Annotated in this window: 14 protein-coding genes and 1 pseudogene; 7 read left to right on the top strand and 8 right to left on the bottom strand. The window is 70.5% G+C overall.

Annotated elements, in window-relative coordinates; genetic code table 11:
* Positions 1-31: 31 nt before the first annotated feature.
* Positions 32-946, top strand: a complete 915-nt coding sequence (locus tag ACWC5O_RS03285) for a SigB/SigF/SigG family RNA polymerase sigma factor (protein WP_450581689.1) — start codon at positions 32-34, stop codon at positions 944-946.
* Here the strand turns inward: ACWC5O_RS03285 and ACWC5O_RS03290 are convergent.
* From ACWC5O_RS03290 to ACWC5O_RS03300, 3 genes and pseudogenes are all read right to left on the bottom strand, one after another.
* On the bottom strand, positions 879-1,364 hold the full coding sequence (locus tag ACWC5O_RS03290) for an ATP-binding protein (protein WP_450581687.1): 486 nt from the start codon (positions 1,362-1,364) through the stop codon (positions 879-881). The two genes, ACWC5O_RS03285 and ACWC5O_RS03290, sit on opposite strands and share 68 nt — an antisense overlap.
* Before the next feature lie 30 nt (positions 1,365-1,394).
* On the bottom strand, positions 1,395-1,763 hold the full coding sequence (locus tag ACWC5O_RS03295; RefSeq protein ID WP_450581685.1) for an STAS domain-containing protein: 369 nt from the start codon (positions 1,761-1,763) through the stop codon (positions 1,395-1,397).
* Positions 1,764-1,914: 151 nt separating this feature from the next.
* A pseudogene (locus ACWC5O_RS03300) lies at positions 1,915-2,025 on the bottom strand (LLM class F420-dependent oxidoreductase); the annotation flags it as partial.
* 200 nt (positions 2,026-2,225) lie between these two features.
* Between ACWC5O_RS03300 and ACWC5O_RS03305 the strand changes: the two are divergent.
* The 5 genes from ACWC5O_RS03305 (at position 2,226) to ACWC5O_RS03325 (ending at position 5,486) form a co-directional block, all read left to right on the top strand.
* On the top strand, positions 2,226-2,657 hold the full coding sequence (locus ACWC5O_RS03305) for a CBS domain-containing protein (RefSeq protein WP_450581683.1): 432 nt from the start codon (positions 2,226-2,228) through the stop codon (positions 2,655-2,657).
* 39 nt (positions 2,658-2,696) lie between these two features.
* Positions 2,697-3,245, top strand: coding sequence for a type 1 glutamine amidotransferase domain-containing protein (locus tag ACWC5O_RS03310; RefSeq protein WP_450581682.1), 549 nt, complete (start codon positions 2,697-2,699; stop codon positions 3,243-3,245).
* Positions 3,246-3,565: 320 nt separating this feature from the next.
* Positions 3,566-4,282, top strand: coding sequence for a UdgX family uracil-DNA binding protein (locus tag ACWC5O_RS03315; RefSeq protein ID WP_450581680.1), 717 nt, complete (start codon positions 3,566-3,568; stop codon positions 4,280-4,282).
* Positions 4,279-4,647 carry a low affinity iron permease family protein gene (locus tag ACWC5O_RS03320; protein ID WP_450581678.1) on the top strand — a complete coding sequence of 123 codons (369 nt, stop codon included), beginning with the start codon at positions 4,279-4,281 and terminating at the stop codon, positions 4,645-4,647. Before ACWC5O_RS03315 ends, ACWC5O_RS03320 begins: the two co-directional genes overlap by 4 nt.
* Before the next feature lie 17 nt (positions 4,648-4,664).
* Positions 4,665-5,486, top strand: a complete 822-nt coding sequence (locus ACWC5O_RS03325; protein ID WP_450581676.1) for an Fpg/Nei family DNA glycosylase — start codon at positions 4,665-4,667, stop codon at positions 5,484-5,486.
* An 89-nt stretch (positions 5,487-5,575) separates the two neighbouring features.
* On the opposite strand, the gene ACWC5O_RS03330 is transcribed toward ACWC5O_RS03325, so the two are convergent.
* The 4 genes from ACWC5O_RS03330 to ACWC5O_RS03345 form a co-directional block, all read right to left on the bottom strand.
* Positions 5,576-6,664: a glutamate--cysteine ligase 2 gene (locus tag ACWC5O_RS03330; RefSeq protein ID WP_450581674.1), complete on the bottom strand. Its 1,089-nt coding sequence runs from the start codon at positions 6,662-6,664 to the stop codon at positions 5,576-5,578.
* Positions 6,665-6,685: 21 nt separating this feature from the next.
* On the bottom strand, positions 6,686-7,048 hold the full coding sequence (locus ACWC5O_RS03335; RefSeq protein WP_450581672.1) for an ANTAR domain-containing protein: 363 nt from the start codon (positions 7,046-7,048) through the stop codon (positions 6,686-6,688).
* A gap of 331 nt (positions 7,049-7,379) precedes the next feature.
* Entirely contained in the window at positions 7,380-8,240 is an 861-nt protein-coding gene (locus tag ACWC5O_RS03340; RefSeq protein ID WP_450581670.1) for a hypothetical protein, read from the bottom strand.
* On the bottom strand, positions 8,237-8,488 hold the full coding sequence (locus ACWC5O_RS03345) for a hypothetical protein (RefSeq protein WP_450581668.1): 252 nt from the start codon (positions 8,486-8,488) through the stop codon (positions 8,237-8,239). The genes ACWC5O_RS03340 and ACWC5O_RS03345 overlap by 4 nt, the downstream gene beginning before the upstream one ends.
* 207 nt (positions 8,489-8,695) lie before the next feature.
* Between ACWC5O_RS03345 and ACWC5O_RS03350 the strand changes: the two genes are divergently transcribed.
* Complete coding sequence (locus ACWC5O_RS03350; RefSeq protein ID WP_450581666.1) at positions 8,696-12,991, top strand: CHAT domain-containing protein; 4,296 nt, start codon at positions 8,696-8,698, stop codon at positions 12,989-12,991.
* Positions 12,992-13,065: 74 nt separating this feature from the next.
* Here the strand turns inward: ACWC5O_RS03350 and ACWC5O_RS03355 are convergent, their stop codons facing one another.
* Positions 13,066-13,281 (bottom strand): hypothetical protein, encoded by a 216-nt coding sequence (locus ACWC5O_RS03355; RefSeq protein WP_450581664.1) that lies wholly within the window; start codon positions 13,279-13,281, stop codon positions 13,066-13,068.
* Between the last annotated feature and the right edge of the window lie 74 nt (positions 13,282-13,355).

Raw genomic sequence — 13,355 nt, forward strand, 5'->3', positions numbered from 1 at the left:
GCAGGCCCACCGCCACCGTCGAAGGAGCCTCATGTCCACCGTCCAGACTTCCGCAACCTCCGCCCATGACGCGGGTGCCGTCGTGCGCCGTGAGGCACTTGCCGGACTGCCCGAGATCACGCGGCCGACCGAGGTCTCGACGGATGACGCGCGGTCCCTCTCCGCGGCCCTCTTCGTCCGCCTGCGTGCACTCGAGGAGGGCACGCCCGAGTACTCCTACGTGCGCAACACCCTGGTCGAACTGAATCTCAGTCTCGTCAGGTTCGCCGCCCGGCGGTTCAGAGACCATGCCGAATCGGCCGAGGACATCATCCAGGTCGGCACGATCGGCCTGATCAAGGCGATCAACCGTTTCGACGTCGACCGCGACGTCGAGTTCTCGGCGTTCGCCCTGCCGACGATCGTCGGCGAGATGAAGCGGTTCTTCCGTGACACGACCTGGGCTGTGAGGGTTCCCCGACGGCTCCAGGAGCTGCGGATCGAGATGGCGAAGTCCGCCGACCGTCTGGAGCAGCGCCTCGGGCGCCGGCCCAGCCGCGGCGAACTCGCCGCCCAGATGAACGTCACCGAGGAGTGTGTGGCCGAGGGCGAACGCGCTGCCAACGGCTATGCCGCCCGCTCCCTCGACGCGCCGGTCGAGGACGACGACGCCGACGCGTTGCGTCTTGTGACGCGCCATCTGGCCATGTCGGAGCCGTCGTACGAACTCGTCGAGGACTTCGAGTCGCTGAAGCCGCTGCTCGCGCGACTGGGTGAAAGGGATCGCCTCGTCCTGTCGTTGCGCTTCGGCGAGGAGCTCACCCAGGCGGAGATCGGTGAGCGTCTCGGACTGTCGCAGATGCACATCTCGCGTCTGCTGAAGCGGATCCTGGGCGAGCTCAGAGCGGGCTTGGTCGACGACGGGCCGACCGCGCCCGAAGAGACTTCCGCTCGGGCGGGCGGGTGACCTCCACCCATACGACCTTTCCGCGGGCGCGATCGGGCTTGGCCGAGGATCCCCACGTGCGGGCCAGCCGGTCGTAGATCATGAGGCCGTGTCCGCCGGGAAGTGCGGGCGAGCGCTGTGCCTGAGCATGCGGATGCTCGGAGCTGGCGTCGGACACCTCGATGCGCAGCCGTCCGCCGAGGTGCCGCAGGACCAGTTCCTCCGGGCCTCCGGCGTGCAGACAGGCGTTGGTCACCACCTCCGACACCAGCAGCAGCACATCCTCGACCTGTTCGCGTGCCTCCGGAGTGGCGGCCGGCAGCCACCCCCAGTCGGCCAACGCCGTCGTGGTGAAGTCACGGCAGCGTGTCACCGCTCCGCTTGTGCCGCGCAGGACAAGTCGTCTGACCTGCTCGTGGTCGGCGCCTTGCGTCGTCATGATCCCTCCGTCGGCTCCGACCGCCGCGCGTCACGTGCCTGCCTGGCTGTCCGTGAGTGCTGTCTCGACGTCCTGGTACACCCGGAAGACGTTGTGAGCACCGGTGATCTCGAACATGCGGTCCACCGGCGGGCGCAGCCCGGCGATATCCAGGCGCCCTCCGTGGTCGAGCATGCGCAGCCGGGCCTTGAGCAGGACGTTCAGCCCGGTCGAGTCGCAGAACCGCAGCCCGGAGCAGTCGGCGATGATCCTCTGGGCTCCGATTCCCTCTTCCAGGGCCTCCTTCAGGGGCCTTGCCGAGTCGTGGTCCACCTCTCCGGTCATGACCAGTACAACCGTGCCCGCCCGGGCTTCGGGCCGTATCTCCACGACGAGTCGATCGTCCTGGCCTGCGCCCATTGCGTGATGGTTCGTTGCCCGCTCTTGAGCGTCCACGGCAACGCACGCCTCCTCCCTGCACCCGGGAACGGGCAGGATTCCCTACAGCAGGATGCCCTTCAAGGAGCATATGCCCTGATTGCTACGCGATATCCTCCTCGCCGTGTGCCCATCAGCCGCGCAGCAGCGGGAGGACCTTGGTGCGGTAGCAGTCGAAGAAGCCCTGTTGGTCCTTGCCGATCTGGTTGACGTAGACGGTGTCGAATCCGGCGTCCATGAAGGCGGCGGCAGGATCTGTGCGAGTTCCCCGGGCAGCGGGCAGGTCACCGCCGAAGCCTGCCTGTTCGGCTTGTGCCTGGTGTCTTCGGCGTTCGCCGCTACATGAGCGCGGGGTGTGCACACGCGGTGAGGCGCACGGTGCGGGGTACCCGGCAGCCGAGCGCGCGGTGACTGCGCCCCACCGGAGTGTGGAAGGGGGCCGAAATGGTCAGGACAGTGCGCGACATCATGACCGATGCTCCGACGGCCGTGGATGCGCGGGAGTCGGTGACGTCGGTGGCTCGGGTTATGCGCGACCAGGACATCGGTCTCGTCCTGGTGACGGACGACGGCGACCCGATGGGGCTGGTCAGCGATCGCGATCTGGTGGTCGGCGCTGTCGCGGACGGAGCCGACCCTCGGCAGCTGCCCGTGGCCGAAGCGGTGTGCCGTGATCTGGTCACGGTCCATGCGGACGAAGACATCGATCAGGCCGCGCGGACGATGCGTGAGCGGTCGGCTCGGCACGTCGCGGTGATCGACGACGGTGGCCCTGTGGGTCTCGTCTGCCTCGACGATCCGGCCATCGAGGCGACCTCGGCGCCCATCGTGGCGCCGACGCCGGATTTCCACGGTGGCGACGAACCCGCCGAATGACAGGAAACGACGACAACGGGGAAGGAGAGTCGACCGATCATGCGTATCGCGTTTCTGACAGCGCCCGAGGGCGTCGAACAGGTGGAGCTCACCCAGCCCTGGCAGGCGGCATTGGAAGCCGGGCACGAACCGGTACTGATGTCGACCGAGTCCGGTCAGGTCCAGGCCTTCCACCATCTCGACAAGGCGGACAGGTTCACGGTGGACGAGGTCGTCGGTGATGTGTCCGCGGCGTCCTTCGGCGGCCTGGTGCTGCCGGGTGGGGTCGCCAATCCGGACTTCCTGCGGATGAACGACAAGGCCGTCGCCTTCGTGAAGGAGTTCTTCGAGCTGGGGCGCCCGGTCGCCGCGATCTGCCACGCGCCCTGGACCCTCGTCGAGGCGGACGTGGTGCGGGGGCGTGAGCTGACCTCGTGGCCGAGCCTGCGGACGGACATCCGCAACGCGGGCGGCACCTGGGTCGACGAGCAGGTGAAAATCTGCGACCACGGGCCCAACAAGCTGGTCACCAGCCGCAAGCCGGGCGATCTGAAGGCCTTCTGTGCAGCGCTTCTGGACGTGTTCGCCGAGGAGACGACTGCACGATGAGCGTGGCCCCGACCCCAAGGACGAACAGCTCGAGACATTCCGAGCCGTGGACCCGGCCTCGGGGCCGCTCACCACCGACCAGGCCGTCGAGGTCGACCACACCGACGACTCCCTGGCCGCCGGCGAGCGCGGGCCGACGCTGATGGAGGACGTTCACCGGCGCCGCCTTTCTCCAGGACGGCATCGAGTTCCCGGACTTCGTGCGCGAGGGTGGTTTCCCACCGTGTCGCGAGTACCCCGCCTCGCAGGGGTACTCGGACGGGGGAGTCCGTAGCCCCACCCGGTGACGAGCGCGGGCTCGCACGGAAGGAGCAACGACCATGAGCGGCGGCCAGGGGCATGACGCGACGCCCTTCCTCCCGGGCCGGCGCGCGGGACTGCCCGGGCTGCGCAAGGCGGCCGCGGGATGCCGGGGCTGCCCGCTGTACCGGGAGGCGACCCAGACCGTGTTCGGCGAAGGCGACACGGACGCACACGTCCTGCTCCTCGGCGAGCAGCCCGGGGACCAGGAGGACCGGCAGGGCAGACCATTCGTCGGTCCCGCGGGCAAGGTGCTGCGGCGAGCCCTCGCGGACGCGGGCGTCGATCCGGAGCGGGCCTATGTCACGAACGCGGTCAAGCACTTCAAGTTCACCGTCCCCGAAGGCCGTAAACGCCGTATCCACAAGGCACCTACCCTGCGCGAGATGACCGCCTGCCGGCCCTGGCTCGTGGCGGAGCTGCGGGTCGTGTCACCGAAAGTGGTCGTCGCGCTCGGCGGGACGGCGGGCAAAGCCCTGCTCGGCCCGGGATTCCGGGTGACCGAGCAGCGTGGCGCCCTGCTGCCCTGGCCCGGCCTCGGCGAGAACGACGACGCAGACGGTACGGGCGGGGCGGACGAGGGGATCAGCGGGCTGGTGGCGACGATCCACCCGTCCGCCGTCCTGCGCGCCGACGACCGCGCGGCGGTCTACGACGGCCTCGTCGCCGATCTGCGACTGGTCGCGGACGTCCTCACTGGCGGCCATGCTCGCGCCCGGAGAGGCGAGGACCGATGACCTTCCCGCATCCCGCCGACCGGGGCGGCGGCCGGCGCCGGAAGTTCGAACGGTTCGCGGAGGGCGCGTCCTTGTTCACCAGCTCCCCTCTGTTCTTCCTGCTGTGCCTGGTGCTGGTCACATGGATGGTGCTCGTCCATGCCGTCGGGATGGGCACGGAGTGGCAGGTGCTCGCCGGTGACGTCATGACTGCCGTGACGCTGCTCCTGCTCGCCCTGCTGAAGAACTCGGAGCTACGGGCCGAGCGTGCCATTCAGCGCAAGCTGGACGCCATCGCCGCCGCCCTGCTCGAAGCTCAGGAGGGCTCGCCGGGCAAGGCGCACGAGGACCTCAGGGCCGCCATCCGTATGGAAGAGGAGATCTGACGAGAGCGCGTGGCGAAGTGGTTGGAGCGCGCCCTTCCTCCCTCCGGGAGGCAGACACGCCGGAGTTGCCCGATGTCGAGGGCTTTCGCGACGTACTGAACACCTGTGGCCGTGGCCGGCGTGTCCGACGCGTCGACGTGTGCGACACGGGCGTGCTGCGCGGGGTCACCGCGAAACGGCTGCGACGGGAGGTGGAGGGGCGGCGGCTCGGCCGGCCACGGCGCCACGGGAAGCTACTGGTCGTCCCGGTGGGCGACGGCCCGGCCCTCGTCTGGCACTTCGGCATGACCGGCGCGCTGGTCTGCGCCCGCAAGGAAGATCCACTGGACACCCATGACCGGGTCGTCCTGACCCTGGACGACGAACGGCAGCTGCGCTACCGCGACCAGCGCAAGCTCCAGGGCATGCGGCTCACCCCGAATCCGCGGGCGCTGGAGCGGCTTCTGGCCCGGCTGGGCCCCGACGCCTTCGAGATGACACGCCCGGACTTCCTGGAGTTGCTCGCCGGGCGGCGGAGAGCCGTCAAGAGTGTGCTGATGGACCAGTCCCTCATCACCGGCCTCGGGAACCTTCTCAGCGACGAGATCCTCTGGCGGGCGCACGTGACCCCCGGGCGCCCGGCGCGGGATCTCGCAGACGCCGAAGCGCGTCACGTGTTCACGGCGACGCGACGGGTACTCGCCACCGCCACCCGCGCCGGACGTGTGCCGCCGCGTCGTACCTGGCTCACCGGCCATCGCGATGATGCCGAACCGGTGTGCCCGCGTTGTGGTGGACGGCTGCGCTCACACCGCGTCTTTGGCCGCCGCACCGTCTGGTGCGAGCACTGCCAGCACTGACCGGGGCACGGCGCTGGTCGGAAGGCTCGTTGGACACGGGGTCGTGCGGGAGTACGTGCCCATGACGGGGCCACCCGGTCGCGGTCTTCTCACTCCAGGGTGCGCTGGACGCACTCGGTGACGACGTCCCGCAGGCTGCCCGTGCGTTCCATGAGCACCCGCTGTTCGCGCGCGCCGTTCCCCCGGCTCAGCAGTTCGGCTACGGCCCCTTCGGCGCGGGCCGCGTCGCCGCTCTCGATCAGCGCATCCCCGGTGTGCTCCAGCAACGAGCGCACCACGTCCGCGGCGGGCCGGGGCCGCATGGTCGCGGGATCCAGCAGATCCTGGTCCAGGCCGGACCGGGCGGCCTGCCACGCGGCCAGCCGCAGCAGGCTGACGCCGTGGTCGAGCGGTGGCTCGCCCGCCCGCCAGTCGCGCGCGGCGGTCTCCACCAAGGCTCGGGCGAGGGTGGCGACGAGCATGGCGGTGTCCGCGCACAGGCACACATCCGCCACCCGGATCTCCACCGTCGGATAGTGCGCGCACAGACGAGCGTCGAAGTACGCCATCGCCTCGTCCAGGATGACGCCGGTGGCCACCATGTCCGCCACCTGCCGGTGGTACCGCTCGGCGGACCCGAACAGCTCGGCCGGCCCGGCCGACGGCCAGCGCCCCCAGACCCGCGTGCGGTAGCTGGCGTAGCCGGTGTCGCGGCCCTGCCAGAACGGCGAGTTGGCACTGACCGCGCAGAGCACGGGCAGCCAGGGCCGAATCCGGTCGAGAACGGCGACGCCCTCCTCGTCGGACTTCACCGACACATGCACATGACAGCCGCAGGTCAGTTGGCCCAGGGTACCGATCTCGTACCGCTCGGCCATCCACTGGTAGCGCTCGTTCACAGTGATCGACGGACTGACCGGCAGCGGGGAGGTGGCAAGCGCGGCGACCGCGCACCCGATCTCGCCGGCGCGCCGTGCCGCCTCCTTGCGGCAGCGCACGATCTCGGCTCCGAGCTCCACCATGTCCGCCTGCGGGCGCGTGGCGAACTCCAGCATCTGCCCGAACAGCTCCTTCTCGAAGACGTCCTGTCCGGGATCGTCCTGGGCGGCACGTGCAAGGATGGCGGCCGACACCGCCCTCGGCTCCCCGCTGTCGGCGTCGACCAGGAGGAGTTCCTCCTCCACTCCCACGGTACGCACCTGACACCGCCCTCCTCCTGCTCACGCCACCGCAAGCTTGCTGTGCCATGGGACCGCGGCTCCGCCGCCGACCGGCGAGGTGTGCTCGGTTCCCCCGGCTCCTGCGCCTGCCAGTGCGGTGTCCAGTGCCTGACGGAGGTCGTCGGGCAGCCGACCGGTCGCCGCCCAGTCGACGAGCAGCCCGGCGACCGTACGCAGTCCCATGTCGGTGCGCTGGGAGACTGCCGTGAGGACCTCGATGCCCTGGTCGGGACGGAGCCCGCCGACGGCCATGACCACGCCGATCGCCTGGTCGATCACAGCGTGTGATACGACGGTCTCTTGCAGATGGTGGATCTCCCATCGCAAACAGCTGATCTTGATGTTGAGATCTTCGCAGGTCATGAGCGCGCCCACTTCGGTGCGCTCCCTGTGGCCATGGTACGAGTAGCCCACCGTGATCACGTCCTGGGAACTGGCCCTCCGCCCGGACTGCCGCCACCGACGCGCCCGATGACGGGGAGGACAACCTCGCGAGTACCCACAGAACGCGCGCGTGCATCCCGGGCCGATGCCGAGGCCGTGAATCCGTCCGCCGTTCCCGCGGTTACGAGGCGTCCCGTTGCCGTACCTCACAGTGCGACGATCCGCGACCGCCGACGGTGGGCTTTCGCGCCTGTCTGCCCGTCGCCGCCGGCCGACGCCGCCACCGTCTGGTGCCGCACGGAGCCGCCCGTCACGCTCCCTTGCGTACCACCCGAGTCACCTCGCGCCCGATCTCCGGTGTGACGCGACCGTCCGGCACGGGTATGCCGAGCGAGGTGGCGAGGCTCGCTCCATGGAGGTCGACCGCCGACTCCATCAGTTGAGCGAGGTTCGTGACGGCCGACCGGCCTCGGACAACGGCCGTGAGGAGCGTTCCCAGGCCGGCCAGTCCGAGCGGCCACGAGACGGCTCCGGCGAGGGTGTAGAGAAGGCCCCACCCAGCCACCGCAGCCGACCTGTTGAACGCATCCCTGCTCTCGTCCAGTACCGCACGGGTCTCCTCGGGCAGCACCAACCACAGCCGTGACCAGCCGTGTTCGAGGTCGAGGCCGTACTCGATCCCGACGCGGATACTGAGCGCCGCGATGCTGTCACCGATGTGTGTCGGCCTCGTCGGTGGTGCCAGCGCGATGCGGTTGCGCCGGTACGCCAGCTGAGCCAGGGTCTCGTCCGACTGCCGCTGACGGTAAGCCTGTTCATAGCGCTCCTGGGCACGAGCCCAGCGGCGACGGCGCCGACCGGCCAGTGCCTCGCCGGTACGTCCGGGCCACTGACCGAGCCACAGCCAGTGAACGGCCCTCCCCGCGCCCTGCGCCAGCAGCCCCGCCCAGGCCGACAGCAGCACGGCACCCAGAGCGGCGGCGGCCAGCTGGCCGCCCGAGGCCCTGCCCTGCTGGAGCGCGGTCGCGAATCGTTCGTCGCCGGGCCACGACCCGAAGTGCATCCGCCAGCCCACCACAACGGAGGCGACGAAGAGCGCCCCGGGCGCGACGAGGAGGGAGACCCACTTGCCGGCCAGCTGCCTGGCGAGCTCGTTGATGAAGGAGTTCACCGAGTGCGCCGCTCCGATGCCGCGCGTGCCAACGGCTCCTCGAACAGGTGGCATTCGGGCGTCGTCACACCCGGCGCCCGTACCCAGTCCCGGTCGCACCGGCCCGCGGGGCAGACGAACAGTCCGTCGACCGGCACCCCCGGAGCCACGCCGGGCACCCCGACCACCGATCTGGAGCCAACGGCCGGGATCCCGAACTCCCGGCCCAACTCGTCGAGTTGCGCCAGCGCGCCGGTATCCGTCCGCATACGATGCACCAGCTCCGTGACTTCGTCCGCGCGGCCCTCCGCCGCGGCGAGACGACGCAGGAGAGGGAGGGCCTCACACCATGCCGCGACGTCCCCACGACGTTCCATGCTGCCCCTTGTCGCTTCTGGAGAAGACGCGTCAGCGTCGCTGCATGATGGTACGGGCGCCACACGCCGATCGGCCACCACGGGGGAGTGATGGAGCAGATGAGGAACTCGCCACTGACCACTTTGCAGGCACGGCTCGGACGTTTCGCGTCCACCGCCGATCCGCAGCAGGTGCTCGGACCCGAGGCCGACACGGCGGCCAGGCTCCTCGCCGAGTCCCTGCACACGTCCTGGAGTGACGAGGCCGCCCACGCCCTGGGCTGGTTCCACTGGTTCCGCTGTGTGGCCCAACAGGCGTACGACGGAGTGGACTTCCACCACGCCCTGGAGCTCTTCCGGCCCCTGTGGGTGCGGACGCCGGATGCGGTGCCGGATGCGATCGGCGCCGTACTCGCGCGGGAGTCCGCCACGCCGCGACGGATCGAAGAGGCCCTGCGGCTCGGCGACGAGGCAGCCGACCGCGCCGCCGCCTACCGAACCACCGGTGACCTGGCGCAGTTGAGCGAGGCGATCGGTCTGCTCCGACGTGGCATCGGCATGCTGCGGGAGATCGGAGCCCTGCCGGAGGTGCTGCAGATCAACCTGGTGGAAGTCCTACTGCAGCGCTATGCGCGCGGCGAGGATCCCGGCTCGCTGGAGGAGGCTGTCGGCTGGGCCTCGCGCACGATCGACTCCCTCGCGTCGGTCCCCGACGAACAGGCCGTACCGCTGCTCGGCCCGTTGGGGGGAAACCTGCTGAACGCCTACCGCGACGGTGCGGCCGGCCCCACGGGCCCCGATCCGCGGCTGCTCTCCCTGGCCGTGGCGGCATGGGGCCGTGTCCAGGAGAAGGCCACGGACCAGGAGACGCGGGCGCAGGTCGGGCTCCGGCTGGCGGCAGCTCTCATCGAGGGCCACCTGCGCACCCCGTCCCCGGAGTGGGTCCAACAGGCCGGCGCCTGCATCGAGCGTGTGCCCGAGGAATACGATCCGGCCGACCCCCGCGCGCGTCGCATCCTCGACACCCTCACGGCCGTCGTACCGCTGCACCTCGCCCAGGGAGAGCCCGCCCTGCTGCGCGTACGAGCCCTCGTGCTGCGCCGGCTCGTCGCGCACCCGGGGGTGACGGACGGCCAGCGGCGCGTGTACCAGACGGACCTCGGTATGTGTCTGCGGATGACGCACGCCGCCGCGGGCGAGGTCGCCGCGCTGGACGAGGCGGTGGAGGTCCTGGAGGCTGCGGTCTCCGGTTCGGACGGTTCGGCGCCGGATGCCGTGAGCCGGATGGTCAGTCTCGCCAACGCCCTCAAGTCGCGTGCGCACGAAGGCCGGAGAGAGGACGCCGGCACCAGCGCCGGTGCAGGCGCACGGCGCGACATCTCGGTGGCCGAACTGTGGGCGCGCCGTGCCCATCAGGCAGCTTTGGAGGAAGCCGGTACTCTGTCCTGTCTCGGCAATGTGCTGCGGGTGAAGGCGCTCCTGCTGCGCGACGTGGACACCATGCGGGAATCGGCACGCCTGAACCACGCGGCCGCACGGGCGCTGGATCCGGCCGATCCGGCCTACGTGGCGCAGCTGATGAACGCCGGACTGTCCCACCAGGAATCGGCCCAGGCCACCGGCGACCTCTCCGACGCGGACAACGCGGTGGCCGTGCTGCGGACGGCGGCCGAACACCTGGATGCTCGACACCCCCAACAGGTTCCCGTGCGAGTCGAGTTGGGCCACTCGCTGACTCTGCGAGGCGAACTGGGCAGCGACAGGCAGGCCGTTGCGGAGGGCAGGCGTCTGCTCGAATCGGTGGCAGCCGAACTCCCCGCCGAACACGCCGAGGCGCACCGCGCGAAGTGCAACCTCATCGACTCGTACCGCGTCGAGTTCCAGCTCACCGGGGAAGAAGCGGCGCTGGACGAGTCCCTCAGGCTGGCCCGAAGCTACCTGGAGGACCCCACGCTGGACGACGAGGAGCGCGGCCTCCTCCTCGGCAGATGCGCGATTGCCCTCACCGCCGCCTATGACAGCACGCAGGACAGAAGGCTCCTCGACGAGCTCGTTCCCGTCTGCCGGGCTGCTGTACGTTTCGCCCGGGAAGGGTCCTTCGACCGGGCCCGGTCCCTGCTGGAGTTGGGTGTCTGCCTGGTCTCGCTCTACGAGGTCTCGCGGGACAGCTCGGCGCTGCTGGAGGCCCTGGACGTACTCGAGGAGGCGGCGTCGGGCCCCGAGGCCTGGCGTACGACGCCGCAGGCCATGGCGAGGCTGGCGGAAGCGAGGCTGCACCACACCCGGCAGTTCGCCCCCTTCATCGCCATGGCCCGCGAGGCCCGCGAGAGCAGCCCCCGCATCTTCGCGGAGCTCTTCGCCCAGCCCTTCGCCGCGTACGAGCGCGAACTCGACGCGATCGTCGACCTCTGCCGGAAGTCCCTGGCACTGCGCGCCCCGGGCGGTCCAGAGCGCTCCGTTTCACTGTCGTACCTGGCCGTGGTGCTGCTGGGCCGCGCGCGGGACCGTACGTCGGCGCAGGACGCCCGCGAAGCCGCCGAACTGCTGCGGGAGGCGATCCGGACAGGGCCGGCAGACCACCCGGACCGGCCGATCTGGGGCACCAACCTGGCCGGCGCTCTGCTCGACGTCCACCGGTACGACGCGGACGCGTCGCTGCTGGACGAGGCCGAAGCCGCGACGCGCGAAGCCATGGCCGCGACGAGCCCGGACGACGTACGGCACGTGCGAGCGCTGCTGGTGCTGTCCCACGTCCTGGCGCGACACGACGGCGGGACGGGGCACTCGGCCGCGGACGTGCTCGAACTGAGGCGCCAGGTCTACCGAACGCCCCACTTCTCCCTTCCGGACCGCATCGAGGCCGCGAAGGCGGCTGGCGGCCTGGCCGCCGGTGTCGGCGACTGGGACGGCGCGGCCGCACACTACGACGCCGCGGTGGACCTCTTGCCGCTGCTGGTCGGGCACCGGCTCGCACGCTCCGACCGCGAGCTGCTGCTCGCCGACGCGTTCCTGCCGGCCTCCGAGGCCGCGGCCTGCGCCCTGCAGCTGGGGGATCCCGAGAAGGCGCTGGACCTGCTCGAACGCGGGCGGGGCATCCTGCTCGGACAACTCACCGAGACTCGTCGCGACCTGACGGACCTGCGTCGGCAAGCACCTGAGCTGGCCGAGGAGTTCAGCCGGCTCAGCGAGGCCATGACGTCCCTCGGCGCGAGCACCGACCGTGCCGCGACCCATGGGCCCGGTCCCACCAGGGACGAGCACCGGCTGACGGTCCGCTCCTGGGAGCGCGTCCGCGACAAGATCCGTGACCTGCCCGGCTTCGAGAGCTTTCTACGGCCGGGAGTACCCGACCTCGGCGCACTGACCGAGGCCGGCCCGGTCGTGGTCGTCAACCTCGCGACCCTGCGCAGCGACGCGATCGTCCTCTCCGACGGCACGGCGAGGTGTGTGCCGTTGCCCCGGGCCGACCTGAGGTCCGCGGCGGACCGCTTCATGGCCTTCACCTCGGCGGTCCGCACGCTGCACGACCCGCACGAGCCGGCGGAGCAGCGCTGGGAGGCAGGCACCGTCGTCCTCGACACGCTCGCCTGGCTGTGGGAGGCGATCGCCGAGCCAGTCGTCCGGAACCTGGGTCTGGAACGCAGCGGTGGATCTCTTCCGCAGCTGTGGTGGTGCCCCACCGGCATCCTGAGCTTTCTTCCTCTGCACGCGGCCGGCCGGTACACCGGCGGTGGCGCACAGGGAATCGCCGACTACGTGATGTCGTCGTACACGACCACACTCAACGCACTGCGCCCGAAGGCGCCCGCGCGTGACAGCTCCAGCCGCTCCCGCGTCGCCCGTGATCCGCGCCTGCTCGTGGTCGCCACCCCGGAAGCGCCCGGAGCCGCACCCCTGCGTCACGCCGCCGCGGACGCGCGGGCACTGGCCGAGCTGTTTCCCCGGACCACCGTCCTGACCGGCGAGACCGCCACGAAGCAGGCCGTGCTCCGCGAGCTCACGCAGCACTCCTGGGCCCACTTCGCCTGCCACACACAGGCCGACATTCTCGGCAGGGCGGCCAACAAGCTCGTACTGCAGGACGGTTCACTGTCACTCCCGGACTTGACGACGCTCTCCCTCGACGCCGAGCTGGTCTTCCTCGCCTCGTGCGGATCCGCTGCCGGCTCCTACCACCTCGCCGACGAAGCCCACCATGTCGCCTCGTCGTTCCAGCTGGCGGGCTTCACCCATGTGATCGCCACCCTCTGGGAGGTCGCCGACGGCGACGCCACCGAGTTCACCACGGCCTTGTACGGCCTCCTGGCGGAGGGCGTCCCGCCGGCCGAGGCGATACACCGTGTGACCCACGACCTGCGCGAGCGCTATCCACGCAGCCCATGGCTGTGGGCCCCCTATGTGCACATGGGGCCCTGACCGGGCGAGAAGCTCATGTGCAGAGGGGACCCCGACCGGGCGAGAAGACAGTCAGATGAACCGCCCGACCGGACTCAGTCGGTTTCGCGTTCCAGGACGCGGCGGGCCGCCTCGGCTTCCGCCGCCGGCGGGGAGAGTTCGTCGAGGGTGTCGAGCTCGTCGTCCGACTCCAGTTCCCGTTCCCAGGCCGCCGCGAGCTGCTCCTGCTCCGCTCGCGGTTTGGCGCCGACGGCCTCCCGGTGCTGCGGGTCCAGGGCCGCCAGGAATCGTTCGACCGGGTCCGTCGGCATACCGTGCTCCTTGTCGCCGGGAAGGGGGTGGACACCCGGCCCAGCATGGCCAACGAGGCTCATGCCTGCCGCCC

The organism is Streptomyces sp. NPDC001450 (assembly GCF_053597295.1).

Excerpts from the sequence above, each read along its gene's own strand:
- ACWC5O_RS03285 (WP_450581689.1), top strand. The coding sequence starts at position 32 with ATGTCCACCGTCCAGACTTCCGCAACCTCCGCCCATGACGCGGGTGCC.
- ACWC5O_RS03350 (WP_450581666.1), top strand. The coding sequence starts at position 8,696 with ATGAGGAACTCGCCACTGACCACTTTGCAGGCACGGCTCGGACGTTTC.
- ACWC5O_RS03355 (WP_450581664.1), bottom strand. The coding sequence starts at position 13,281 with ATGCCGACGGACCCGGTCGAACGATTCCTGGCGGCCCTGGACCCGCAG.
- ACWC5O_RS03315 (WP_450581680.1), top strand. The coding sequence starts at position 3,566 with ATGAGCGGCGGCCAGGGGCATGACGCGACGCCCTTCCTCCCGGGCCGG.
- ACWC5O_RS03345 (WP_450581668.1), bottom strand. The coding sequence starts at position 8,488 with ATGCGGACGGATACCGGCGCGCTGGCGCAACTCGACGAGTTGGGCCGG.
- ACWC5O_RS03320 (WP_450581678.1), top strand. The coding sequence starts at position 4,279 with ATGACCTTCCCGCATCCCGCCGACCGGGGCGGCGGCCGGCGCCGGAAG.
- ACWC5O_RS03310 (WP_450581682.1), top strand. The coding sequence starts at position 2,697 with ATGCGTATCGCGTTTCTGACAGCGCCCGAGGGCGTCGAACAGGTGGAG.
- ACWC5O_RS03295 (WP_450581685.1), bottom strand. The coding sequence starts at position 1,763 with ATGGGCGCAGGCCAGGACGATCGACTCGTCGTGGAGATACGGCCCGAA.
- ACWC5O_RS03290 (WP_450581687.1), bottom strand. The coding sequence starts at position 1,364 with ATGACGACGCAAGGCGCCGACCACGAGCAGGTCAGACGACTTGTCCTG.
- ACWC5O_RS03305 (WP_450581683.1), top strand. The coding sequence starts at position 2,226 with ATGGTCAGGACAGTGCGCGACATCATGACCGATGCTCCGACGGCCGTG.
- ACWC5O_RS03335 (WP_450581672.1), bottom strand. The coding sequence starts at position 7,048 with ATGACCTGCGAAGATCTCAACATCAAGATCAGCTGTTTGCGATGGGAG.